This is a genomic window from Aequorivita vladivostokensis, from assembly GCF_000952855.1.
Classification (GTDB): domain Bacteria; phylum Bacteroidota; class Bacteroidia; order Flavobacteriales; family Flavobacteriaceae; genus Aequorivita; species Aequorivita vladivostokensis.
Genome location: NZ_JSVU01000001.1, coordinates 37,555 through 62,500, shown reverse-complemented (window position 1 = coordinate 62,500; position 24,946 = coordinate 37,555). Strand labels below are relative to the sequence as shown.

Sequence of the window (24,946 nt, the reverse complement as noted above, 5' to 3'; positions counted from 1 at the left end):
TTGGGTAATCTTCTTAAAAAGAAATTTATTCCTTTACTGCAGCAACATCATCGGTTTCTGTAGCTGGAACTTCTTCTCCTTCTGCACCTTCAGCAGTTTCATCTTCTTCTTCAACTTCGTCCACAATGGCGGTACGTGAAGTTCTAACCTGACAGATAACAGTGTTATCTGGGTGCATGATTTTGTAATTGTCTGTCTTAAGCGACTTTGTGTACATTTTATTACCAATACGCATTTCGGTAATATCTGCCTCAATAAAATCCGGTAGATTTTCGGGCAACGCCTTCACACGAAGTTTACGGTTAACAATACGCAAAACCCCACCGTTACGAACACCGCGGGAGTTACCAACGGTACGCACCGGAATTTCCATAGTTACTTCCTTGTCATCAAAAATTTGATAAAAATCGATGTGAAGAATACGGTCAGTCACTGGGTGAAATTGTATATCCTGAAGGATGGCGTTAATCTTTGTGCCTCCCAGGTTGATTACAACCGTGTGTACGTCTGGAGTGTAAACCAAGTCTTTAAATGCAATTTCCTCTGCTGAAAAGCTAATTGGCTCATCCCCTCCGTAAACTACGCAAGGAACCATTCCAGCATTACGTAGGGCCTTCGTTGCCTTTTTGCCCACGCTTTCTCTTTGTGATCCTTTAATTGTAATAGATTTCATTGTAAAAGTTATTAATTATTAAGTTATTGGGTTCTTGAAACCCCGTTTTTTAAGGACGGCAAAGATAGGGTTTATTTTGGATTTACGATTTACGATTTACGATTTTTTCTTTCGAAAATAAAAGTTCCCCCTTCGGGGGTTAGGGGGCTATTACATTAAAAACTTACCGCTGATGGACTTGTTGGCATTTACGCTCAACATAACATCTGCAAACAATTTTGCGCAGCTTATCACTCTGATTTTTTTGCTCGGTTTGGTAGGAATGGAATCTGAAACGATTAGTTCGAGCATTTGTGATTTTTCAATCCGCTCGTAAGCATTCCCCGAAAGCAACGGATGCGTACAGACCGCACGAACGCTCAAAGCACCGCGCTCCATCATCAAATCGGCAGCGGTGGTGAGGGTGCCAGCAGTATCGACCATATCGTCAACCAAAACAACGTTTTTACCCTTTACGTCGCCAATGAGTTCCATGTGTGAGATAACATTAGCCTTTTCACGCTGCTTGTAGCAGATTACCACATCGCTTTCCAAAAATTTTGAATAGGCATAGGCGCGTTTTGAACCGCCCATATCTGGCGAGGCAATTGTTAGGTTTTCAAGATTCAAACTTCTTAAATAAGGAAGAAAAATAGTTGAAGCAAAAAGGTGGTCCACAGGTTTTTCGAAAAAACCTTGAATTTGGTCTGCGTGCAAATCCATTGTAATAATTCTCGTAGCTCCTGCGGTTTCAAGCATTTTTGCGACCAATTTTGCGGCGATCGGCACACGGGGCTTGTCTTTTCTATCTTGGCGCGCCCAACCAAAGTAAGGCAATACGGCTGTAATATGTCTTGCCGAAGCTCGCTTTGCGGCGTCTATCATCAGTAAAAGCTCCATTAAATGGTCGCTGTTCGGAAATGTGGAACCAATCAAAAACACACGGCTGCCGCGAACGGATTCTTCAAAGGAAGGTTGAAATTCGCCATCGCTGTAATGGGCCGTTATTACCTTTCCCAAAGGTATTCCGAAGGCTTCTGCTATATCTTTAGCGAGAACTTCACTTTGTTTACAAGCAAAAATCTTGGGGTCTGGTGCGATGGTCGGCATTATTATATGGTTTTGGTTGAATAGGCTACAAAGGTAAAAATTAATAGTTAGCGATTTTTAAAAAAATAGCCGCATAAAAATTTAATGTAATTATAATAATTTGTTTATTTTTGCCTCCCGTTTGCTCGAGTGGCGGCCCCGATAGCAATCGGGATGATAGAAGCGCTGGGGTAAAAAAATAAATAACTAATAAGCTCGAGTGGCGGAATTGGTAGACGCGCTGGATTCAAAATCCAGTTCTTTCGGGAGTGTGGGTTCGATTCCCACCTCGAGTACAGATAACTAACCTCAACAGAAATGTTGGGGTTTATTTTTTCCATAAAAATTACAAAAACTACATAAATTTTAATTAGAAATCTTCCACACAATCACTATATTTGGGCAAACCCTGAAAACCCAATATCCCCAATGTCTGATTTCTGGTTGTATTTTAACCTTGGTCTTCACCACGTATTGGATTGGAAGGCCTATGACCACATTCTATTTTTAATTGTGCTCTGCGCAGCTTATACTTTTTCGTCATGGAAAAGATTGTTGCTTTTGGTGACCATGTTCACTATTGGCCATACACTTTCGTTACTTCTGGCAAGCTACAACGTGGTAAGTGTTTCGGGCAGGCTTATTGAGTTTCTGATTCCCGTTACCATTTTGGTTACGGCGCTTTTCAATCTTTTTACCGCCGGTAAGGAAAAGAAAATGGAGAAAATGGGTATTTTCTATATTGTTACCATCTTTTTTGGATTGATACACGGCTTGGGGTTTGCCTCCTTCTTCACTGCTTTGGACAGCGGCAATGGGTTTTTACCATTGCTTGAATTTGCTCTAGGGATTGAAGCAGCCCAAATTATAGTTGTTATCATCATTTTAATTATCGCCTTTATCTTTCAAACCATTTTCCGTTTCAACAAAAGAGATTGGGTATTGGTGGTTTCTTCATTGGTGATAGGGATGATAATCCCGATGCTAATTGACAATTGGATTTTTTAAAGAATTAGCAAGTTTCGCGGAAAAGCAGTTTCAGAAATACCCTTAAATTTCTAAACGCATCCACTCTTATCCTTCTTTGGCAATAACTTAACAACATTTTTTTTGGCAGTGGCGTAACTTCCCAGTAATTTCGCTACTTATTTAATTGTATGAAGGACAGCAAACAACGCAAGTATGACATTGCCTATCTGCGAATGGCCCAAGAATGGAGCAAACTTTCCTATTGCAAGCGAAGACAGGTTGGCGCGCTTATTGTAAAGGATAAAATGATTATTAGCGACGGTTATAACGGCACCCCCACAGGTTTTGAGAATATTTGCGAAGACGAGGAAGGTTTTACCAAATGGTACGTACTTCACGCAGAAGCAAATGCGATTTTAAAAGTAGCTTCAAGTACCCAAGCCTGTCAGGGAGCAACGCTTTACATTACAATGTCGCCCTGCAAGGAGTGTAGCAAATTAATACACCAAGCCGGTATAAAAAGAATGGTTTATTTAAACGAATATAAAGACAACTCCGGCATTACCTTTCTTGAAAAAGCAGGCGTAAGCATACAGCACATTACAGATTTGGATTTAGAATAAATGGGAAATCAAAAAAAATACTTGCCTTTGTGGATTGGACTGGCGCTGGCCGCAGGTGTTTTTATTGGGTCAAAACTCAATTTTAACGACGATACCGAAAAGATCTTTGCCACAAGCTCCAAAAAGGACAAGCTCAACAGGCTTATAGATTACATAGACTACGAATATGTGGACAAGGTAAATACAGACAGCATCGTGGACGTTACCGTAAACGGCATACTCGAAAACCTGGACCCGCATTCCGTATATATTCCCAAAAGCGAATATCAGCACAATGCTGATGATATGCGTGGAGCCTTTACCGGCATTGGCGTAAGTTTCTATATTTATAAAGATACCATCGCCGTAATCCGTTCCATCGAAGGAGGACCTGCTGAAAAAGCGGGCATTAAGGGAGGTGACCGAATTCTTTATGCCGACGGCAAAAAACTTTTTGGCGAATTGGTAAATCGCGATAGCATCTCAAATTATTTAAAAGGCGAGATAAACAGCAAAGTTGCTCTAGACGTTTATCGCCCCAGTGAAAATAAGGTATTGGAGCTTAAAGTGAGAAGAAAACAAGTACCACTCGTAAGTGTGGACGCTTCCTATAAATTGGCAGATGATTTGGGATATATAAAAATCAATCGCTTTTCCGAAACAACATTTAAGGAGTTTGAAACCGCGCTGGACAATCTCAAGGATCAAGGTATCAAAAAATTGGTCTTGGATCTTCGCAACAATCCAGGAGGTTACATTTCAACTGCCGAACGGGTTGTGGATGAATTTTTGGAAAAAGACAAACTAGTACTTATCACTAAAAATAAAAGTGGCGACATCAACAAAACCTACGCCACGCGTCGGGGTGATTTTGAGCATGGCAAGCTCTATGTTCTCATCAATGAAAACTCCGCTTCGGCCAGTGAAATTGTCGCCGGCGCACTTCAAGATAACGATAAGGGAACCATAATTGGCCGCCGCTCTTTCGGGAAAGGACTGGTGCAGCGCGAAATGTCGCTTGGCGATGGCAGTGCCGTACGCTTAACTATTGCTCGCTATTACACTCCTACCGGCCGTTCCATCCAGCGGCCTTATGGCAACGGCAATGATACGTATTACAGCGATTATGAAAAGCGATACCGTAACGGAGAACTGATACACGCAGACAGTATAAAGGTTGCAGACTCCCTAAAATACAAAACCCCAAAAGGCAAAGTAGTGTATGGCGGCGGTGGAATTATACCGGACGTATTTGTTCCAAAAGATACGAGCGTGGAAAATGAAACTCTTCAATATGTGTCGAGAAGTGGTTTTATGAGCTATTTCATCTTTGAATACCTCGAAAAAAATCGCGATATGTTTAAAGGAGTGAAATTTGAAGATTTCAGAAAAAACTTTATCGTGGACGAAAAGCTTTCAAAAGAATTTATTGAATATGCCAAATTTAACGAAGCCCAGATAGATCTTTCAAACTACACCGAAGATTTAAAGCGAACCCTCAAGGCAAACATTGCTCAGCAACTTTTCGGCCCTAATGAGTACGAGATCATCCTTAACGAAAACGACCCAATGCTCCTAAAAGTTTTGGAACTGGAGGCCGCTAATCATTTGGATAAAAAATAAGAAGTTATTTTTTGACCTGGGCGGCAATCATTTTAGAGACAAGTAAAATCCCCAAAAGCAAAATTGCGCAAAGTCCAGCCAGAATGCTAATGGACGCCACACCACTTTCGCCCGCAAATAAATTGTCAAAATCCAATTTAGTAGCGTTGAAAATTATAAGTCCCGCGGCTAATGCCATCAATATGTAAATAAAAATCTTCATTATACTTTAATTAAATAATTCCTGAATATTTGAGGTGAAAAGTTTCACCGCAATGGCCAACAAAATTACGCCAAATATTTTTTGAATCACTGCAATTCCGTTCTTTCCCAAAAAACGCTGCAATCTCCCAGAGGTTTTCAGCACCACAAAAATGATTATTATGTTCACCAAAATTGCCACGATTATATTTTGAATGGCATATTCCGCGCGAAGCGAAAGCAAGGTTGTTAAACTACCCGGACCGGCCAATAACGGAAAAGCCAAAGGAAAGATGGATGCCACGTCGGGACTGGTGTCGCCTTCCTTAAAAAGGGTGACGCCCAGGATCATTTCCAAAGCAATAAAGAATAGAATCAAGGAACCCGCAACTGCAAATTCGTTAACGTTAACGCCTATTAACTTCAAAATACTTTCTCCCAAAAAGAGAAAAACAATCATCACTATTGCGGCAATAATTGAAGCCTTACCAGAATTGATATGGCCCGCCTTTTCGCGAAGCCCGATAATAATGGGAATACTTCCTATAATATCGATTACCGCAAAAAGCACCATAGTGGCAGTTACTATTTCCTTAAAGTTTAAAACCATTCTTTCTGTTTGAGGGGGCAAAATTAAGTTTATTGTTCCAACTTTTGAAACTATTCCGAGCTTAGTTTTCCGAAAGAGAATGATCGCTGTTTTTTTAATTGGAATTTTGCGCTCGTAACGTGGAATTTCATAGTTTTGCCGCATGTTTCAACTGGGAAAAACAATTGTTTCTGAAGACATTATCGCAAAAGATTTTGTGTGCAATCTCAATGCCTGCAAAGGAGCTTGCTGTATTGAAGGCGAGGCGGGTGCGCCCGTAACCGAAGAGGAAGTAACTATTCTAAAGGAAATCTACCCAAAAGTAAAACCCTTCCTCCGTCCCGAAGGCATTGCAGCTATCGAGAAACAGGGCACCCACATAAAGACCGATCTTGATGAACTGGAAACCCCATTAGTAGATGGTCGTGAGTGTGCTTACGTTACCTTTACCGATAAAGGCATAGCCAGCTGCGGCATCGAAGATGCTTTTAATGCAGGATCCATTGATTTCAGAAAACCAATTTCCTGCCACCTCTACCCCGTTCGCGTTCAGGACTACAGTGAATTTGCAGCCGTAAACTACCACAGATGGCCTATTTGCGATGATGCCTGTACTTTGGGAAAAGAGCTGCAAGTACCGGTTTATAAATTTGTAAAAGCTGCCCTTATCCGAAAATTTGGTGAAAATTGGTATTCCGAATTGGAAAAGGTAGCTTCCCAAATGTAAACATTCCCCCAACTTCTTTATTAAAACCGCATATTTTACTGATATTGATTATATTAGTGTTTCAATTCAACAAATTTATTCACTAACTAAAATTCTCAATTATGAAAAAGTATGTATTGATTCTTTTTGTTTTTTCGGCTTTGCTTGGCTGTAAGGACAACCCTGTGAGCAAAAAAATCAAGGAAACCAAAGATGCCGTATCCAACTCTACCAATGCAGTTCAGGAAATGAACAAAATGCAGGACGATATTAAGGAACTGCAAGAAACCGCCCCACTTACAAATGAAGAACTAAAGGCTTGGCTTCCAGAGGAAGTAGAAGGCCTAAAACGTATTAGCTATAAAGCCGGACAAGCCGGAATGATGAACATTTCATCTATTGAGGCTACGTATGCCAACGAAGACAAATCAAAAAAATTCTCGATAAATATCATAGACGGAGCCGGACAAGTGGGCGCTGCGGCAACTGCAGGAATACGTATGGTCATGTCCCAGGATTTTGAGGAAGAAGACGAAAATGGCTCCCGAAGAACGGTAAACAAAAATGGCAAAAAAGCCATTGAGGAATACCGTACCAGCAACAACCGAAGCAAAATCCAACTTATGGAAGGCAATCGTTTCTATTTAGAAGCCACCGGAAGCAATATGGATTTGGACGAAACCTGGGACGCTATTGAAGACTTGGATATTGAAAACTTAGGCTAAAATCGTTTTTTTCAAATTTTCTAAGAGCCGAAAACCCTTGTGTTTTCGGCTTTTTTCATGCGTGTTACATCTGTTATAGTTTTTGGTACAATACTTATAAAGCTTCACAAAAGACCCCCTTAGATTTGTCGTAAGTTTTTAAATCACTCATTAGTAAACTCCTCGATTATAAAGTGAAATAAACAAGTATTAATTAAAAAAACACGTAATCATGAAAAATGTAATTACTTTTTTAATGTGCTCACTTTGTATCATCACAGGGATAGCACAATCAGACTTTAGCGGGAACAATATTATTATTCCTGAAAGAACACCAGAACTTGAAGCCTTGTATCAGCAAGCAAAAACCCTTGAAGAGAATGGAACGGCAGCCGAAATAAACGCCAACCGTATGGCTATTAAAAATGCGTGGCAGGAAGTCGATCCAGATGTAGCGGCCCTCTATAAGCCTATAGCCACAAACCGAGTACCCGAAACTGTGGAAAATCTTCCTATCAACGGCATCTATTCTCCCGATAGAATACTGGAGCGCGATGGGGAAGGCATAATTCCAGAGTGGGGATTCGACCAGCTATTGCGCGAGGATTATATTGATGGTGTGGATATGGATAAGGACAAAACCTCCGATAATATATACATAGGCGTATATGAAAATATTATTGACTTTGGTGGAACTTTTGATTCTATATTTATCTATCGTTCACAAGACGGCGGACTCTCATTTGATGAGTGGAAAAAAGTAGGAGTAACTGCGCCAATGCGCAAAATGCAACTCATAACTTATGATGATAGCTATCTCGTGGCCTATTTGGTAACGGAATCCAAGAATTTTCAAGCGTGGAGATGGGACACAAATACGGGTACCTTTGACGCACAAGTTATTGCCTCCGATGTTATAGATTTTGGGGTGGACACCAATTATCCTGGTGTTGGAAGCCAAAGAAGCTTTGCCACATACAACAAATCAGATAACAGCACATATTCGGCACGCAGCACTGCAGGAAGCCACGGTTTTGATTGGGTCGATGAAACCTCCCTCGGCATAGTTACGGAACAGATAGAGTTTGCCTACGGATACCTTGGCGCCACATATACAGTCTTTATTGGTTTCAATTCCAGAAGTCTCCGCACAAATGCGAATAGCGATTATAATGACCCCGCATCTTGGGGCAGTAATGAAACCATTGCAGACGGAGCCAGTGTGGAATCGGTAAATCCTACCATACGTGCAGCCCGCAAAGGCCTTCCTTCTGATGAGGTATTGATTATTGCATCTTCTAGGGCAGCTAGCAGCTCAGACTCCTTTATTGGACAGGCATACCTTCGTGAAAATAGTGCTGCCTACACCCCAACCCCTTATATATCTGCAGGTGCTGACGCAAACATTGCCCATATAGACACCTGGATGCAGAAAGTGAATAATTCTGAAATCATAGAAACTTCATACGTCCGTGATGACATTGACAACTCTGAAAATGACCAGAATCGATCTTTTCAATATGACGGAACTTCTTTCGGTCCCTTTGAGGGAGTGGGCGACACCGGTCGCGATGTATTTGATGGATTCGCCTCTGCGGTAGCTGAAACCCCAGACAACAATCCGTGCATCGCATTTGCGGGGACCAGTGCCGGCGGCACTTTCGGTTATGGACTATATTTCGACGCACAAAACTCAACGGCTTCCACAGCTGAAAACAGTTTTGAGGGCTTCAAATTCTATCCAAATCCCACAAGCGATGTTTTAAACCTTTCTTCCAAAGATGCGATTGAAAATCTTTCAATCTACTCCATTCTAGGTCAGAAAGTTTTGGAAGCTTCGCCAAATCAAAATGATGCAACCCTAAACGTTGCTAAGTTTAGCCCCGGAGTTTATGTATTGAAATTAGCCATAAATGGCCAATCGGCCACTTACAAATTCATTAAACAATAATGAGGAGATTGTTTAATGTTGAAAAGAGGGGACTTGCTTTATCGCGGTCCCTTTTTCATTTCAAAAAAGTTCCTTGAAAAAACTTTTCTTGCCATATTCGCAATGGTGCTGTTTTTGATAATTCTTTAAAGAACCTTATGGCTATCGCGTCATTTGCTTATATTTACGGCATGCGGAATATTCTTATTATACTCTTCCTTTTTACGGTCTCGGCAAGTCTGGCGCAGAGCGATGCCTTGGCCAAAAATTATTTTGAACAGGGCCAGTTTGAAAAAGCCCTGCGCATCTATGAAAAACTCAACAAGGAAAGTCCCTACCGTCTCGATTATTTTATGGGAATGGTACAAAGCAATCAACAACTTGAAAAATTTGAAGAAGCCGAACGTTTAATAAAGCACAAACTGGGCAACGGCAGAAATTATCCACAACTATATGTAGAACTGGGGCATAACTATTCCCTACAAAATCAGCCGGAGCAGGCAACCTTAAACTACAACAAGGCAATAGAGGCTATAGAATCAAACCCCAATTATTCCTATAACATAGGCAATACCTTTGAAAAATATAGTCTATTGGACCAGGCTATTGCTGCCTATGAGAAGGCGATGGCACTGAGCGATAAATTGGACTTCAACATGCAGCTCGCCCAGATTTATGGCGAACAGGGCAATCTGGAAAAAATGTTTGACAGCTATCTGGGGCTGGTGGAAAAGAACAATGCCTTCAAGGGAGCCGCACAGCGCTATTTTAGCCTTTACACTTCCGAAGACCCCAACAATGAAGCCAACCAACAGCTAAAAAAGATACTCCTGCAGCGCTCGCAGCAAAATCCCGACATTCTTTACAATGAATTGCTAAGTTGGTTGTTCATTCAGCAAAAGGAATACAAAAAAGCATTTACACAAGAAAAAGCCATCTACAAGCGCATAGGCGAAGACCTTGGCGGAATTACCGAACTCGCCTACATTGCCATCGCAGATAAAGATTATGAAACAGGAAGGGAAATAGTAAACTTCATAATCGACAATTCCTTCACGCCCCAAAACAAGTTGCAGGGCAATCAAATTTTGATGAAAATGGAGGTGAAAACCGCTATCCCAAAAGAATATGCAGAAGTGGAAAAAAAGTTTGAAAACCTGTTGGATGAATTCGGAAGAAACCGCGAAACTTATTTATTGCAAATAGACTACAATCATTTTTTGGCATTTCAGAATAATAAAAAAGAAGTTGCTATCGAGAACCTAAAAACCTTGGCAAAACAAGATTTAACCGCCTATCAGGAAGCACGTGTTAAAATGGAGCTTGCCGATATTTTGGTCTTTGATGAAAGATTCAACGAAGCGCTGATTTATTACTCCCAAATCCAGAAAAAAGTACAGAACGACGTGCTGGCGCAGGAAGCTCGTTTCAAGGTGGCCCGCACCAGCTATTTTAAGGGCGATTTTGAATGGGCGCAGGTGCAGCTTGATGTGTTGAAAAAATCTACTTCACAATTAATGGCGAACGATGCCATGCAACTCAGTTTATTGATTCGCGACAATTCTTTGGAAGATAGCACCCAAACCGCACTAAAAAAATACGCCCGCGCAGACCTCTTGGCTTTTCAGGATAAAAATACGGAGGCAATTGCCGCATTAAATGATATTTTAACGAACCACAAAGGCGAAAAAATAGAGGACGAGGCACTTTTAAAGCAAGGCGAGATTTATGAAAAGACCGGAGAATATGCAAAAGCCGAAGCCAACTACCTTAAAATAATCGAGTTTTACAACGACGATATTTTAGCCGACGATGCCCATTTCCGCTTGGCGAAGATTTACGAAGAAAAGCTAAACCAGCCCGATAAGGCAAAGACGCAGTACGAAGCCATAATTTTCAACTTTGCGGACAGCATTTACTTTGTGGAAGCGCGGAAGAAGTATAGAGCACTGCGCGGAGATGCGATAAACTAAAAAGCACCAAGATTCAAATTCCAAATTCCAAAGGGATTTTAAGAATATTCCGTCTCTGTTTTTGGAATTTGGAATTTTAAAATTGGAATTTTAAAAACATGTACATCTACAACGTAACCATAAACATAGAAGAAACCATCAACGACCGTTGGCTGCATTGGATGAAAACCGAACACATTCCTGCCATGCTTGCCACCGGAAAATTCAGCAAGGCATTGATGACCCGGGTTGTTATTACTGAAGAAATGGGCGGGATTACCTATTCGGTCCAATATACAACCGACAGCAAGGAAACACTACAAAAATACTATGCCGAAAACGCCGCAGAGCTCCGAGCGCAGAGCAAACCCTTTGAGGGAAAATTCGTAGCCTTCCGCACCGAACTTGAAATTGTTGGCGAAGCCCATAACCAACTTTTCAAAAAAAGCTAAATCGCTCTGCGTCCTCTGTGAAAACCTTTGTGTACTTTGCGGTTAAACAAAATTCCAGATTTTTTTAAATGAAAAGAGAAAACCTAAATAAGTCAAAAGGAAATATGGAAACGGGTGGAGTTCGTGCCAAAAAACACTTAGGCCAGCATTTTCTAAAAGACGAAGCCATTGCCGAAAAAATTGGCGATACCTTGACGCTTGAAGGCTATAAAAACGTTTTGGAAATAGGCCCCGGCATGGGCGTGCTCACCAAATATTTAATTCAAAAGAACATAGAAGTAATCGCGATGGACCTCGACACGGAATCTATCGCCTATTTGGAAGCGAACTATCCCGAAAAAAATCTCAAAATAGTTGAAGCAGATTTCTTGAAATTCGACCTTTCGCAACTTTTCGGGGACGAACAATTCGCCATTACGGGGAATTTTCCGTATAATATTTCAACACAAATCGTCTTCAAAATGCTGGAATGGAAAGAACAGATTCCCGAATTTACGGGCATGTTTCAAAAAGAAGTGGCGCAGCGCATTTGCGAAAAAGAAGGCAGTAAAGCCTACGGCATTCTTTCAGTTTTGGCGCAAGCTTTTTACGATGCTGAATATCTTTTTACTGTGCCGCCATCGGTTTTTAATCCGCCGCCAAAGGTGGATAGCGGTGTGCTTCGGCTTCGTAGAAAAGAAAATTTTTCGCTTCCATGTGATGAAAAAATGCTTTATAAAGTTGTAAAGACCGCTTTTCAGCAACGCAGAAAAACACTGCGTAACAGCTTAAAATCCTTCAATCTTTCCGATAAAATAAAAGAAGATGCTATCTTTGGCCAACGCCCGGAACAACTTTCCGTTCCGCAATTTATAGCCCTTACACAAAAACTTGAAAAAGATGCAATTTGAACTGACTGATGAATTTATCGAGCAGATTGAACAGTACATCGCCAATAATGATGGCGATGCGCTGAAAGGGCTTTTGGACGATTTTCACTTTGCAGATGTTGCCGAACTGCTACAGGAACTGAACCACGAGGAAGCCACTTATCTGGTTAAACTTCTTGACAGTGAAATTACCAGTGAAGCCCTGATGGAGCTGGATGAAGATTTCCGTGAGCGGATTTTGGACAATCTTTCCCCTTCCGAAATTGCCGACGAGCTGGACGAAATGGACACCGATGACGCGGCAGATATAATCGCCGAGCTTGATGACGATATCCAAAAGCAGGTAATTGACCATATAGAAGATGAAGAGCACGCCGCAGATATAGTAGATCTGTTGCGTTACGATGAAGATACCGCAGGGGGTTTGATGGCGAAGGAATTGGTTCGAGTTAAGGAAACGTGGACCGTTGCCGGATGTGTACGTGAAATGCGTCGGCAGGCCGAAAACGTTACGCGCGTGCATTCTATTTATGTTACAGACAAACACGGAAAACTTAAGGGAAGGCTTTCCCTAAAAGATTTGCTCACGGCACCGGAACGGGCGCACATCAGCGATATTTACATTCCGAAGGTAGATTACGTGAACGTTCACACCGAGGCCGAGGAAGTTGCCCGAATTATGCAGAAATACGACTTGGAAGCTATTCCCGTGGTTGATGATGATGGTATTTTGGTGGGAAGGGTAACCATTGACGATATCGTAGATTTCATAAGAGAAGAAGCCGAAAAAGATTATCAAATGGCGGCCGGTATCTCGCAAGACGTGGAAGCGGACGATGGAATTTTCAAACAGACCCGTGCCCGCTTACCGTGGCTGTTAATAGGGATGTTTGGCGGCTTGGGAGCGGCAAGTATCATAACGGGATTTCAGGAAATGATGTCCACATTTCCCAAGATCATCATCTTTGTACCACTTATCCAGGCAACCGCCGGAAATGTGGGAGTTCAGAGCAGTGCCATCGTAGTTCAGGGCCTCGCAAACGATTCCCTAAAAGGAAATCTTTTTGCCCGCTTACTAAAAGAATCGTCCTTGGCATTGGTAAACGGGATTGCCATCGCCTTAGTTGTTTTGATAATAAGTCATTTCGTTTTTTTCACCACCTATCTGGAATCCATTAGCATCGGAATAGCCATTATCACAGTTATCGTCCTTGCCGCCTTAATTGGCACTTTTATCCCTATTCTTTTGGACAAGAGAGGGATTGATCCTGCCGTAGCAACTGGTCCGTTTATAACTACAAGCAATGATATTTTCGGGATACTTACCTATTTTCTTATTGCGAAATTAATCCTTGGCTTTTGAAATCGGACATTTTCAAACAGCGCTTCACCGTTCCCGCTTCAGCCATCGATGGTTTGAATCACGTAAATAATGTAATTTACTTGCAGTGGTGCCTTGAAGCCGCGGAAGCACATTGGATTTCAAAAACTACCGAAGCGCAGCGCGAGCAATACGTTTGGGTAGTACTGAACCATTTCATTTCCTATAAAAATCCTTCCTTTTTGGGCGAAGAACTTGAAACGCAAACCTGGATTGAAAGCTACGAAGGCGTAAAAAGTGAACGACATTACAAAATAATCCGTCCCGCTGACGGAAAAACAATCGTGGAAGCAACCACGCTTTGGTGCTTTTTGGATGCCAAGACATTTCGGCCCACGAAAATTACAGAAAATATTTCTAATCTTTTCATCTAAATATGAAGTCAGCGAAGTAGCCTTCAATACTATTATTTTCAATACTTTTGCGCTATAAAATTGCACCGCCTTGAGCGTTTTCAAAAAACTTTTCAAACAAACTTTTATTTACGGATTGGCTACCGTGCTGCCGCGGGTTTTAGCGGTTATTCTCGTGCCGCTTTACACTACGGTTATGCTTCCCGAGGAATATGGGGTTTATGCCACCTTGATGGCGTACCTTATTCTGGGAAACGTTTTATTGAGTTACGGCATGGAAACGGCGTTTTTCAGGTTTATCACCAAAGACAGTAACCAGCAGAAAATTGTACAGTCCACCACCCTTACTTCAATCACCGTTTCTACCTTTCTTTTTTTGGGAATTACGCCTCTATTTACCAACCAAATTGCCACAGTTGCCGAATTTAAACCCGAATATGTAACCTACGGTTTACTGATTCTAGCTTTAGATGCTTTAGTGGTTTTGCCCTTTGCATGGTTTCGCGTAAACGAAAGACCGATGCGCTATGCAGTGGTTAAAATTTTCAACGTCGTTGTCAATCTCGCTTTCAACTTATTTTTTCTTTTGTTGCTTCCAAAACTTGCCGTAAATAGTAGTTTTTGGGACTCCCTTTGGTTTCCGGAAAACAAAGTGGCTTATGTGTTTGTCGCAAATTTAATTGCGAGTGCGGTAACACTTTTGGTATTGCTGCCGCTTTATGTGAAAATAGGCTTCGGCTTCAATAAAACCATTTGGAAACAGATGATGAAATACGCCATTCCCGTGTTGATTGCAGGAATTGCTTTCAGCGTAAACGAAGCTTTTGACAGAATTCTTCTGAAATATCTACTCCCCGAAAATATAGCCGAAACCCAAGTGGGGCTTTACTCAGCCTGCTATAAACTGGGAATGTTTATGACGCTTTTCGTAATGGCGTTCCGTTTGGGGATTGAACCGTTTTTCTTCAACCATTCCGGCCATGAAAATGCGAAAAACACCTACGCCACCATTACCAAATATTTCACGCTTTTCGGCTGCCTCATTCTTTTGGTAGTAGTTGTGTATATTGACGTTTTCAAAAGAATCCTCATCCCAAACAGCCAATATTGGGAGGCGTTGAAAATTGTACCCCTCATTCTTTTGGCCAATCTTTTTTTGGGAATTTACCACAACCTTTCGGTATGGTACAAAGTTACGGACCGTACTAAGTTCGGAGCCTATATCTCGGTTTTCGCAGCAATTGTAACTTTAGTTTTGAACTATGTTTTGATTCCAATTATCGGTTATATGGGCTCCGCAATCGCAACGCTTGCCGCCTATGGCAGTATGATGGTGCTTTCGTATCTTTACGGCCGCAAGTATTACGATGTGCCATACGAAGTGAAAAAAATAAGCGGATACCTGCTGCTGGCCATTGGGTTTTCGGCAATTTCCTTTTACGCTTTCAACGGAAATATTTGGCTGGGAACTGCGTTGTTAGTAGTGTTTGCCGTAATTATGTTCTATTCTGAAAAGAAGGAATTTTTAAAAATCATCCGAAAATAAATTCAATGACAATTAAAATAATCAACAAATCAAACCACCCGCTGCCTTCCTACGAAACCATAGCTTCCGCCGGAATGGATTTACGCGCCTGCGTTGACGGGCCTTCAACATTAAAACCCTTGCAACGCGCCATCGTAAAGACGGGACTTTTTATTGAATTGCCAATCGGTTACGAAGCCCAAGTGCGTCCGCGAAGCGGTTTGGCAGCAAAAAAAGGAATCACCGTTCTTAATTCGCCCGGTACCATTGATGCCGATTACCGCGGTGAGATTGGAGTGATTTTGGTAAACCTTTCCAATGAAGATTTCACTATCGAGCATGGCGAACGCATCGCCCAATTGGTAATCGCAAAACACGAACGCGCCGTTTGGGAAGAAGTGGAAGAACTGACGGATACTTCGCGCGGCGCTGGGGGTTTTGGTTCAACGGGCACAAAGTAAAAATAGCAATTCAAAAAAAATCTAAAATCGTTAATCGACAATCGCAAATATGAAGATTATAGTCCCAATGGCAGGCCGCGGAAGCCGTCTTCGCCCACATACACTTACCGTTCCAAAACCATTGATTCCGGTTGCAGGAAAACCAATAGTTCACCGTTTGGTGGAAGATATCGTGGGTGTGCTTAACGAAGATATTGACGAAATTGCCTTCATCCTCGGCGACCCCGCTTTTTTTGGGGATGATGTGGTTGAAAGTTTAAAAGAACTTGCAACAAATTTAGAGGCCAAAGCAACTATTTACCGCCAGCTCGACCCCAAAGGCACGGGCCACGCCATTATGTGCGCCAAAGATTCGCTTTCGGGCCCTGCGGTGATTGCTTACGCAGATACTTTGATACGTGCCGATTTTGATTTGGACAAAGATGCAGACGCTGTAATCTGGACCAAAAAAGTTGCAAATCCGGAAGCCTACGGCGTTGTAAATCTCAACGATAAAAACGAAATAATCGAATTGGTTGAAAAACCTAAAGAATATGTAAGCGACCAAGCCGTTATAGGTATTTACTATTTTAAGGATGTTTCGCAATTGAAAAATGAACTGCAGTACGTGTTGGACAACAACATCATCAACGGTGGCGAATACCAAATAAACGACGGAATCAAAAGAATGATGGCTTCGGGAAAAATTTTCAAAACCGGAACGGTTGATGAGTGGATGGACTGCGGCAACAAAGAAGTTACCGTGGAAACCAACCAGAAAATGTTGGGGTTTCTTTCCGAAGCAAATGAACCGCTTATCTCAGAGAATATTTCAAAAGAAAATTCAAAAATAATTGAACCTTGCTTTATCGGCAATGGCGTTGTCTTGAAAAACAGTACAATAGGCCCCTTTGCTTCGGTCGGGGAGGGCACGGTAATTGAGGATAGTACGGTAAAAAACAGCATTATTCAAACCAATTCAACAATAAAGAATGCCACTTTGGACAACGCAATGATTGGCAATTACGCTACTTTTGATGGCAAGTTTACCAATGTGAGCATCGGCGATTATTCTGAATTGAAACAATAAACGCCACTAACAGCCTGTTTAAAATTTTGTAACTTTAAATTATGGGAACAAAAGAGTTATTTAAAGAAATTAAGCGTTTGCCAGTTGACCAAAGAATGCGGTTGATTGAAAAAACGCTGAAGTCCATTCGCAAAAGCAATTTTGAAAAAAGCATGTTGATGGCTGCTGAAAAACTTGGTCCAGATTATGAAACAGATCGGGAATTAACCGTTTTTACCGAATTGGATTATGAAAATTTCTATGAAACAAGGTGAAATCTGGCTCATAAATCTCGATCCAACAATAGGCGCAGAACTTAAAAAGACAAGGCCAGCAATCACTGTGAATGAAAATTCCATTGGAAAACTTCCCCTTAAAGTCATCGTTCCCATTACTGACTGGGAAGACCATTACGAAATTGCGCCCTGGATGGTTCAAATTTTGCCGAACAACAGCAACAAATTAAAGAAGATTTCTTCCGCAGATTGTTTTCAGGTACGTTCGCTTTCGGAAAAACGAATTATCAACAAACTTGGAAAAATTGACTCGGAAACACTTGAAAAAATTAAGGATGGGTTATCAAAAGTCCTTTCAATTGGTTACTGAAAAAAGCAACATCAGTTATAAAAATGACATTTAAATTTTTTCTATTCATAAACCTTTTTCTTGGGATACTATTAATTCCGAAGCAACTCGGTGCCCAAGAAACCGAAGCTCCCGCAAGTGGCGAACCGGAGAATGTGACCGATGCGTTTCAGGAGAGCTTTTTTGAGGCACTGAAACAAAAGGGCATAGAAAACTATGAACTGGCCCTCGCCGCCCTGAACAAAGCCGAAAAAGCCGCAAAAACCGAAGAAAACAAAGCGGTGGTCTATTTTGAAATGGGCAAAAACCACACCTATCTAAAACAATATGCCGAGGCCGAGACAAACTTCAACAAAGTATTGAAAAGTCAGGGCGACCGCTTGGATGTTTTGGAACAATTTTACGAACTCTATTACCAGCAAAAGGAATACGAAAAATCCATCCCCTTGGTGCAAAAATTAATACCTTTTGATGAAGATTACAAGGAGGATCTGGCCAATCTATATATACTCACGCAGCAATACGACAAGGCTTTGGTGCAATTGGACGAACTCGACCAAGTTTGGGGCGAGAGCGACATCCGCAATGCCCTGCGCGCCCAAATCTACCGCGCTACCGGCAATACGGAAGGTGCCATTGAAAACCTGGAACAAAAAATAGATGACAATCCTAAAAACGAGAAGGAATATTTAAACCTCATCTTTCTTTATAGCGAACAGGGCAACAAGGAAAAGGCCTTCGAAGTTGCAAAAAATCTTCTGAAAAACAATCCAAAATCAGAATTGGTGCATTTGGCGCTTTACAAGTTTTATCTGGATGAAGGCAATGCTTCGGAAGCCATAAAATCCATTAAAATCGTTTTTGCTTCAGAGGAAGTCGATAAGGAAACAAAATATAAAGTACTGGGCGATTTTATTCAATTTGTGAATGAAAACCCGCAGTACGAAACAGATTTGGCTGAAATCGTAAATCAATTTTCAGTTGAAAACGGACGGGTTTATGAAAAATTGGGCGATTATTATGCGGCAAAAAACCAAAATGAGGATGCCTTAAACGCTTATGAAAAAGGAATAGCAAAAGACCCGGATAATTACAACCTGCTAAAGAATACATTATTGTTCCAAATTGATTTCAAAAAATATGAAGCCGCTGCTAAATTGAGCGCGGAAGGTTTAGAAATTTTTCCCGCACAGGCACTTTTATATTTGCTGAACGGCGTAGCAAACAACGGTCTTCAAAAGAGTGATGCCGCCATTGAAAGCCTTGAGACGGGATTGGATTTTGTTTTTGAAAACCCGAAAATGGAACGTGATTTTTACGAACAATTAAGCTTGGCGTACACTGCAAAAGGGGATTCAAAAAAGGGCAAAATGTATGCAGATAAAGCCGCAGCAACCAAAATGCCGAACTAAAAACTATGAAACTGAAATCCTTTTACCTTCTTTTGGCCCTAGTCCTTGCTTCTTGCGGCGGCGCCAAAAAAATTACCAATATTGAAAATGCTTCGGCCAAAGAAATTATTGCCGCCCACAAAGCAGCCGCTCCCGATTTTAAAACTCTGGCAGGCCGCGTACAACTGGTTTACGAAACCGAGGAAAAATTGCAGAGCATTACCGTGAGCCTTCGAATGGAAAAGGATAAAAACATTTGGGTAAAAGCTTCTATTTTAGGAATCACCATTGCAAAGGTTTTGATAACGCCCACAAGTGTTAGCTATTATGAAACCGTGGGGAAGACTTATTTTGAAGGCGATTTTGCACTTTTGGGTGATTGGATCGGCACACCCATAAACTTCCAGCAGGCGCAGAATATGCTTTTGGGGCAATCTATTTTTACGTTGAACCCTTCGGAATATCGATCCGAGATTTTTCAGAATAGATTTAAGATCCAACCCAAGCAGCAGCCCCAAAATTTCATACATTCGCTGTTTTTGAATCCTGAAAATTTCAAGATTGCCATGGAAACGCTGGCCCAGCCCAATTCTGATAGATTGTTGAGCATTCGTTACGGCGATTACCAAAAAATTGGCGACCAATATTTTCCGTCCACCATCTCGATAGACACTTCGGAAAAAGGCGCAACGACAAAAATTGAAATGAATTACAGAAAAATTGATCTGAATGCAGACGTGAGTTTTCCGTTTGAAATTCCACAAGGCTACGAAGAAATCCAACTTAACTAAATGAAGCATTTCCGCACATATCTTTTTTTATTGATCTGTTTACTCTCAGTTTCCGCCCTTGCCCAAGGGGATAAACAAAAGGAACTGGAAGAAAAACGACAGGCTATTCTGGAAGAAATAAAGCAGATAAATTCGCTTCTTTTCAAAACAAAAAAAGAGGAGAAATCCGTTCTTTCACAGGTGGAGGACCTTAACCAACGCATTTCCGCCACCGAAAATTTAATTCGGGTCACAAACCAGCAGGCAAACCTGCTCACCCGAAATATCAATGACAATATTGAAAAAATCAGTGCCCTGCGCGAAGAGCTGAAGGTAATGAAGGCAGATTATGCCGAAATGATCCGCAAATCGTACAAAAGCAAAAGCCAACAGAGCCGGATTATGTTTTTACTGTCTTCGCAGAATTTTCTACAGGCATACAAGCGTATTCAATATATGAAACAGTATGCCAAATTCCGAAAAAAACAGGGAGAGAGCATAAAGACAAAGACCGAAGAGCTACAACAATTGAATGCAGCTTTAATCGACCAGAAAAAAACCAAACAAAAGCTCATCGCTGAAAACGAAAAAGCCAAAACACAACTCACGGAGGAGCGCAAAAACCAGCAAGCCTTGGTTGCAACCTTGAAGAAGGACGAAAGCAAGTTTGCCTCACAGATTAGAGCAAAACAGAAACAGGCAGACGAGATAGACCGCCAGATAGACGCCCTGATCAAGGCCGCCATCGAAGAAGCAAACCGGATAGCGAGGGAAAAGGCGCTTGCCGAAGAAAAAGCCAAAGGAAACACGACTACCCCTACATCTACCTCAACCAAAAATGTTATAACCAAACCTGCAAAAACTGAGGAGTTCGCCTTAACGGCAGAGGAAAAATCTCTTGCCGCAAGCTTTACGAACAATAAAGGCAAGCTTCCGTGGCCCGTGGAAAAAGGTATGGTCGTAAAAAGTTTTGGAACGCACCAGCACCCACAGTTTCCCAATGTAACAACCAGTAGCAGCGGTGTTGAAATAGCCACCGAGGATAACGCCCCCGTGCGGTCTATTTTTGAAGGGCAAGTACTGTCAATACAAATGATAAAAGGCGCCAATAAAGTAGTGATCATCCAGCACGGAGATTATTTGAGCGCTTATAGCAATTTGGCGACCGTGACGGTGAAAAAAGGCGATAAAATTGCTACCAAGCAGGTAATAGGAACCGTTGCCAAAAGTCCAACGGAAGGAAGAACCGTTTTAAAATTCTACATTTATAAGAATAACACGAAAATAAATCCGTCAGACTGGATTTATAGGATGTAAAAAAAGGGAGTCCAACACGGCTCCCTTTTCTACAATTGATTCCTCGATTATTATTGAACTATCAATTTTTTGGTTGAAGTGTTTTCTCCCATCTTAATCTTCACAAAGTAAACACCACTCGCTAATCCAGAAACGTTCAAGATAGCTTGGGATTTTCCTGCCATTTCTGTTTCAGAAATGAACTGTAACCTTTGCCCCAGACTATTAAATAAAGTGATGGAAGCATCGGTCGATACATTTTTAAAATTGATGAATACTTCGCTATTGGCCGGATTTGGATACATTTTTATCCCATTCAATTCTTCTTTGGCAACTCCCAAAACGCCGCTAACATTAATGTTATCTATAAAAGTACTGTTTCCATAGCCGTTAATATTCACAAAACGGAACTGAACATTCTCTCCCAAGTATGGGGCAAGATCTACCATTTCGGTACGCCAATCAGAAGCGGAATTGGGAGTCCATAAAGTGGTAATATATCCAGAAACCGTGGAAAGGCCAAGGCCTTCCTTATAATAGATTTGTGTGAAAGTAGCACCACAATCTATAGAAACATCAACTCTAAATGCATCTGTAAAGGTGGTTGAATATTGCGCTTTCGCCAGATCAAAGTCTAGTTGAGCTGAAGTAGCATAGGTTAAGTCAATATAAAGGGTTTCCAAAACATCCTCATCGCCCTGACCATTATAGGAAAAATTGTCAATATAGCCTGTTACCGTTGGTGCCCCATCGCTTCCTGTTACATTTGATCTTTCCTGCCACGTATCGTCATTGTCGGGATTTATAATATTCCAACCTGCGGGTGGAAGCCCGTTCACATCAAAAGGTTCCGCATAATCCAGTTGCTCGGCATCTGTTGCGGCATAAAAGGTTAGGATATCGGTGTTGTTATTTGGATTTTCATCACCGCTCAAGTTTACCGATACGGTTAGTGTATAATTGCCCGCCGCGGTAATATCCAAAGGTGTTGAAAAATCAAAGATTGTTTGTTCGCCGGGCGCCAAGGTTCCTGTATAGGTTTCACTTATCACCAATCCGCTATCCAATTGATAGGTTACTTCAAAATTACTTTCGGGACTACTTCCAAAATTCCAAATGGTTGTTGAAACAGTCGCAGGGCCTGGATTACATATTAAGTTGAAATCGCTCGCCTCGTTGTTGCTTTCAATAGCCAAATCATTAGCAAGTGTACAGTTCAGCAAACCGCCTCCATATAGAACAGCAATACTTCTTCTACCCTCCCAAGCTTCTGTTGTGTTCTTCGCCAAAGCGGCGAACCAAATTGGGTCCGCAGAATTTGGGATGGATACGGTAATGCTATTGGTTGTTGAAGTACCGGCAACTTCCATATACTTATCGCCTAAAATATATAGATCATACGATTCCGCACCGCTTACTGCATTCCAGGAAAAGGTTGCTTCGGTAGGACAAACTTGGCTTACCTGCACGTTTGTAACCAACGGTGCGATAGAAAAGTTTTCATCACTCACATCTTGTGACGAACCATTGCTCACACGAATTAAGGCATCTCCTGTAACTGAATTTGGAACAGACCAACCATAATTAGTAGTTGTGTTTGGAACAGTTGCGATAGCATTCCAGCTACTTCCGTTATTGGTGGAATATTCTAGAACAAAATTTGAAGTGGTATTTACAGCCACGGCGTCCCAATGGATGGATTCCGTTTCCCCGGGAACAAAGCTTTCTCCTGCATTTGGATAGGTCACGGTTATGTTATCTGAAATAATTTCATAAACCACAAAATATTCCTGCGGGCCCATCGGCACGTTAAACCCAGCAATGTTAACATTATAGTTACCGGCAGCAGGATTATTGATAACCACTTGTTCCATATTATTCAAGTGGTCTGGGCCATTTGTGGCGGGAAGATTCAGTGTAACCGGATTGGGCGTTGGGTCTAAAATATAGGGCTCCAAAACATTGCTTGCCGGATCTGTAACCAGCAAGTCCAAATCGTTTACCAAGGCCGGATTGGCACCGGGTGCAGCAGGACTATCACTCCAATAAACCATAAAGCGAACTTGTTTGGTGCCAGCGGGCAAGCTAATATTATGGTTGTTTGATCCGCCTTGCGAAATAACCCCGGAAAGAAAACGATTGTCTTCGATAAGCTTTGCAGCACGAAGCCCATTCACAATTCCCCATCCAAATTTGTAATCAGGGCCTACATTTCCAGCATCATTTGCAGTATTTAAAAGCGTTGCCTTTATGAGTGCCGAAGGAGGAAGCACATTGCCATTGGCCTCTGAATAAGCTTGGTATAACTGTGCCGAAACACCTGCAATGCCCGGAGAGGCACCAGAAGTACCGCCAAAAGATCTGTAGGTATTATTTTCATCTGTTGAAATTTGATTTTGACCATTGGCCGCAATGTCGGGTTTAATTCTACCATCATGGGCTGGGCCGCGACTGCTGGAATTAACCAACGAACCGTCAAAAAACACATTTGCCGTAGCAATAACATTCTTGCCTTGCTTATGCCCTCCGGTTATATTTCCCCACTGGCCTCCTGCACCATAACCACAATTGCTTCCATTGGAGTTTCCTGCGGAAAAGGTATGCTGAAGATTTGGCATAGAATGCACCTGCGTATCCACGGTTTGGGTTATGGTGGTATAACCATCATTGCAACCATTACTGTAGGAAGAATTTGTAATAAGTACGTCTCCGCTATTGATAAGCGAAACGGTAGGAGAATCCAGAAATGAGGGTTGATAGTTTACCACATATAAAAATGATCCTGCTGCCATTCCCCGATTCGAGGGGTTTATATTTCCGGCGCCCGACATAATTCCTGAAACCCCGTCACCATGATTCGCGCCCGTACCTGTGGCCTGTGAGTTATCAATTCTTCCCTGAAAATCTATATGGGGACCTACAATGCCATCATCGCGGCACAATACGCCTATGTCCAATCCTGTATAATTTCTTCCGGCAGAAGTTTGGGTATCCAAATTGCTGGAGCGGTGCAAGCTTCGGCCTCGGGTATCGTCTGGAACTGACGGTGCCACAATTAATTCTATCCATTTAACAAAAGGCTGCCCAGCTAGTTCATCCAAACAGTTGTTGGGTATAGAAAGATCAATATTGTTAGATCCTTTATATTGTTGTTTTACCGCAATTTGCTTTTCTGCCAACTGCTGAATTACGTATTCGGCAGAAACATTTTTATGAAATTGAAGTGTCACCAAAATATTGTTCCCATCCATAGCGTAAGAATCATAGGGAGGAAGTTTTAATCCATTTGATATTTTCACGCTCGCCGGCACGGCTATCACACTGCGCACCCCGTTGTTTCGTAATAGATTAACGCTGGTGTTATTTGGAAAAAAAGCCAAATAGGTTTTATGGGGAATATATTCCAACAATTCCACCTTATTTCTTTTAAAAAGGTTTTGTACGTTTTGTGAAGGAGTTTCATAAAATTGAACCCAAGCAACAAAACCGTTATTAAGTCTTGCCGATTCGGGCATTTGGCTCCATTGGAAAGTTGAAATATTTTCAGGCATTACAATTGTTTCGCCTTGAAAATTGATGCTGGTAGAATTTTGGCCGAACGACATGGAGAACACAAATGCCATTGCCAAAAAACAGAGATTTCGAAAAGAGAGAAGGGTAGTTTTTTTCATAATTGCGACAGATTTTAAAATAGGTTTTTGGACACCCTTATGGAATATTTCAAATGAAATTTTCAAGAAAGGATTTCAAATATATTTAATACCTACTTTAAACCCATCAAGTTTCGGTCTAAATATTTCATTTTAACATAAAAATATT

General features: G+C 41.6%; 24 protein-coding genes and 1 tRNA gene. 20 read left to right on the top strand and 5 right to left on the bottom strand.

Features of this window, described 5'->3' with window-relative positions:
- Window positions 1-25: 25 nt before the first annotated feature.
- Window positions 26-673 (bottom strand): 50S ribosomal protein L25/general stress protein Ctc, encoded by a 648-nt coding sequence (locus tag MB09_RS00315; protein WP_045078882.1) that lies wholly within the window; start codon window positions 671-673, stop codon window positions 26-28.
- A gap of 150 nt (window positions 674-823) precedes the next feature.
- Complete coding sequence (locus MB09_RS00310; protein WP_045078881.1) at window positions 824-1,762, bottom strand: ribose-phosphate pyrophosphokinase; 939 nt, start codon at window positions 1,760-1,762, stop codon at window positions 824-826.
- A gap of 193 nt (window positions 1,763-1,955) precedes the next feature.
- On the opposite strand from MB09_RS00310, the gene MB09_RS00305 reads away from it, so the two are divergent.
- From MB09_RS00305 to MB09_RS00290, 4 genes are all read left to right on the top strand, one after another.
- Window positions 1,956-2,037: transfer RNA gene (locus tag MB09_RS00305), tRNA-Leu, on the top strand.
- Between the two features lie 133 nt (window positions 2,038-2,170).
- The gene (locus tag MB09_RS00300) at window positions 2,171-2,749 is read left to right on the top strand and encodes a HupE/UreJ family protein (protein WP_045078880.1); all 579 of its coding nucleotides are present in this window, start codon (window positions 2,171-2,173) and stop codon (window positions 2,747-2,749) included.
- A 149-nt stretch (window positions 2,750-2,898) separates the two neighbouring features.
- Complete coding sequence (locus MB09_RS00295) at window positions 2,899-3,333, top strand: deoxycytidylate deaminase (RefSeq protein ID WP_045078879.1); 435 nt, start codon at window positions 2,899-2,901, stop codon at window positions 3,331-3,333.
- The gene (locus tag MB09_RS00290) at window positions 3,334-4,935 is read left to right on the top strand and encodes a S41 family peptidase (RefSeq protein ID WP_045078878.1); all 1,602 of its coding nucleotides are present in this window, start codon (window positions 3,334-3,336) and stop codon (window positions 4,933-4,935) included.
- A gap of 4 nt (window positions 4,936-4,939) precedes the next feature.
- On the opposite strand, the gene MB09_RS00285 is transcribed toward MB09_RS00290, so the two are convergent.
- Together MB09_RS00285 and MB09_RS00280 are read right to left on the bottom strand one after the other, a co-directional pair.
- Window positions 4,940-5,137: a hypothetical protein gene (locus MB09_RS00285; protein WP_045078877.1), complete on the bottom strand. Its 198-nt coding sequence runs from the start codon at window positions 5,135-5,137 to the stop codon at window positions 4,940-4,942.
- Between the two features lie 6 nt (window positions 5,138-5,143).
- The gene (locus MB09_RS00280) at window positions 5,144-5,725 is read right to left on the bottom strand and encodes a MarC family protein (RefSeq protein ID WP_045079305.1); all 582 of its coding nucleotides are present in this window, start codon (window positions 5,723-5,725) and stop codon (window positions 5,144-5,146) included.
- 142 nt (window positions 5,726-5,867) lie between these two features.
- Between MB09_RS00280 and MB09_RS00275 the strand changes: the two genes are divergently transcribed.
- The 16 genes from MB09_RS00275 to MB09_RS00200 all read left to right on the top strand — a co-directional run bounded on the left by MB09_RS00275 (window position 5,868) and on the right by MB09_RS00200 (window position 21,148).
- On the top strand, window positions 5,868-6,431 hold the full coding sequence (locus MB09_RS00275; protein ID WP_045078876.1) for a DUF3109 family protein: 564 nt from the start codon (window positions 5,868-5,870) through the stop codon (window positions 6,429-6,431).
- A gap of 101 nt (window positions 6,432-6,532) precedes the next feature.
- A complete protein-coding gene (locus tag MB09_RS00270; RefSeq protein WP_045078875.1) occupies window positions 6,533-7,135 on the top strand; it encodes a hypothetical protein in 603 nt (200 codons plus the stop codon).
- Window positions 7,136-7,346: 211 nt separating this feature from the next.
- Window positions 7,347-9,065, top strand: coding sequence for a T9SS type A sorting domain-containing protein (locus MB09_RS00265; protein WP_084708999.1), 1,719 nt, complete (start codon window positions 7,347-7,349; stop codon window positions 9,063-9,065).
- 137 nt (window positions 9,066-9,202) lie between these two features.
- Window positions 9,203-11,017 carry a tetratricopeptide repeat protein gene (locus tag MB09_RS00260; RefSeq protein ID WP_240484785.1) on the top strand — a complete coding sequence of 605 codons (1,815 nt, stop codon included), beginning with the start codon at window positions 9,203-9,205 and terminating at the stop codon, window positions 11,015-11,017.
- A gap of 98 nt (window positions 11,018-11,115) precedes the next feature.
- The gene (locus tag MB09_RS00255; RefSeq protein ID WP_045078873.1) at window positions 11,116-11,448 is read left to right on the top strand and encodes a DUF4286 family protein; all 333 of its coding nucleotides are present in this window, start codon (window positions 11,116-11,118) and stop codon (window positions 11,446-11,448) included.
- Between the two features lie 68 nt (window positions 11,449-11,516).
- Window positions 11,517-12,338 carry a 16S rRNA (adenine(1518)-N(6)/adenine(1519)-N(6))-dimethyltransferase RsmA gene (gene rsmA, locus MB09_RS00250; RefSeq protein ID WP_045078872.1) on the top strand — a complete coding sequence of 274 codons (822 nt, stop codon included), beginning with the start codon at window positions 11,517-11,519 and terminating at the stop codon, window positions 12,336-12,338.
- A complete protein-coding gene (gene mgtE, locus MB09_RS00245; protein WP_045078871.1) occupies window positions 12,328-13,680 on the top strand; it encodes a magnesium transporter in 1,353 nt (450 codons plus the stop codon). The genes rsmA and mgtE overlap by 11 nt, the downstream gene beginning before the upstream one ends.
- Window positions 13,677-14,072, top strand: coding sequence for an acyl-CoA thioesterase (locus tag MB09_RS00240; RefSeq protein WP_045078870.1), 396 nt, complete (start codon window positions 13,677-13,679; stop codon window positions 14,070-14,072). The genes mgtE and MB09_RS00240 overlap by 4 nt, the downstream gene beginning before the upstream one ends.
- A 70-nt stretch (window positions 14,073-14,142) precedes the next feature.
- Entirely contained in the window at window positions 14,143-15,597 is a 1,455-nt protein-coding gene (locus MB09_RS00235; RefSeq protein ID WP_045078869.1) for an oligosaccharide flippase family protein, read from the top strand.
- Between the two features lie 5 nt (window positions 15,598-15,602).
- Window positions 15,603-16,037, top strand: coding sequence for a dUTP diphosphatase (gene dut / locus MB09_RS00230; RefSeq protein WP_045078868.1), 435 nt, complete (start codon window positions 15,603-15,605; stop codon window positions 16,035-16,037).
- 49 nt (window positions 16,038-16,086) lie between these two features.
- Complete coding sequence (locus MB09_RS00225) at window positions 16,087-17,106, top strand: sugar phosphate nucleotidyltransferase (protein WP_045078867.1); 1,020 nt, start codon at window positions 16,087-16,089, stop codon at window positions 17,104-17,106.
- A gap of 41 nt (window positions 17,107-17,147) precedes the next feature.
- Window positions 17,148-17,360, top strand: coding sequence for a hypothetical protein (locus tag MB09_RS00220; RefSeq protein WP_045078866.1), 213 nt, complete (start codon window positions 17,148-17,150; stop codon window positions 17,358-17,360).
- The gene (locus MB09_RS00215) at window positions 17,347-17,691 is read left to right on the top strand and encodes a type II toxin-antitoxin system PemK/MazF family toxin (protein ID WP_045078865.1); all 345 of its coding nucleotides are present in this window, start codon (window positions 17,347-17,349) and stop codon (window positions 17,689-17,691) included. The genes MB09_RS00220 and MB09_RS00215 overlap by 14 nt, the downstream gene beginning before the upstream one ends.
- Window positions 17,692-17,714: 23 nt before the next feature.
- On the top strand, window positions 17,715-19,082 hold the full coding sequence (locus tag MB09_RS00210; protein WP_045078864.1) for a tetratricopeptide repeat protein: 1,368 nt from the start codon (window positions 17,715-17,717) through the stop codon (window positions 19,080-19,082).
- Between the two features lie 5 nt (window positions 19,083-19,087).
- Entirely contained in the window at window positions 19,088-19,852 is a 765-nt protein-coding gene (locus MB09_RS00205) for a DUF4292 domain-containing protein (protein ID WP_045078863.1), read from the top strand.
- On the top strand, window positions 19,853-21,148 hold the full coding sequence (locus MB09_RS00200; protein WP_045078862.1) for a murein hydrolase activator EnvC family protein: 1,296 nt from the start codon (window positions 19,853-19,855) through the stop codon (window positions 21,146-21,148). It abuts the gene before it with no gap.
- Between the two features lie 50 nt (window positions 21,149-21,198).
- On the opposite strand, the gene MB09_RS00195 is transcribed toward MB09_RS00200, so the two are convergent.
- Window positions 21,199-24,798, bottom strand: a complete 3,600-nt coding sequence (locus MB09_RS00195; RefSeq protein WP_045078861.1) for a S8 family serine peptidase — start codon at window positions 24,796-24,798, stop codon at window positions 21,199-21,201.
- Window positions 24,799-24,946 lie beyond the last annotated feature (148 nt).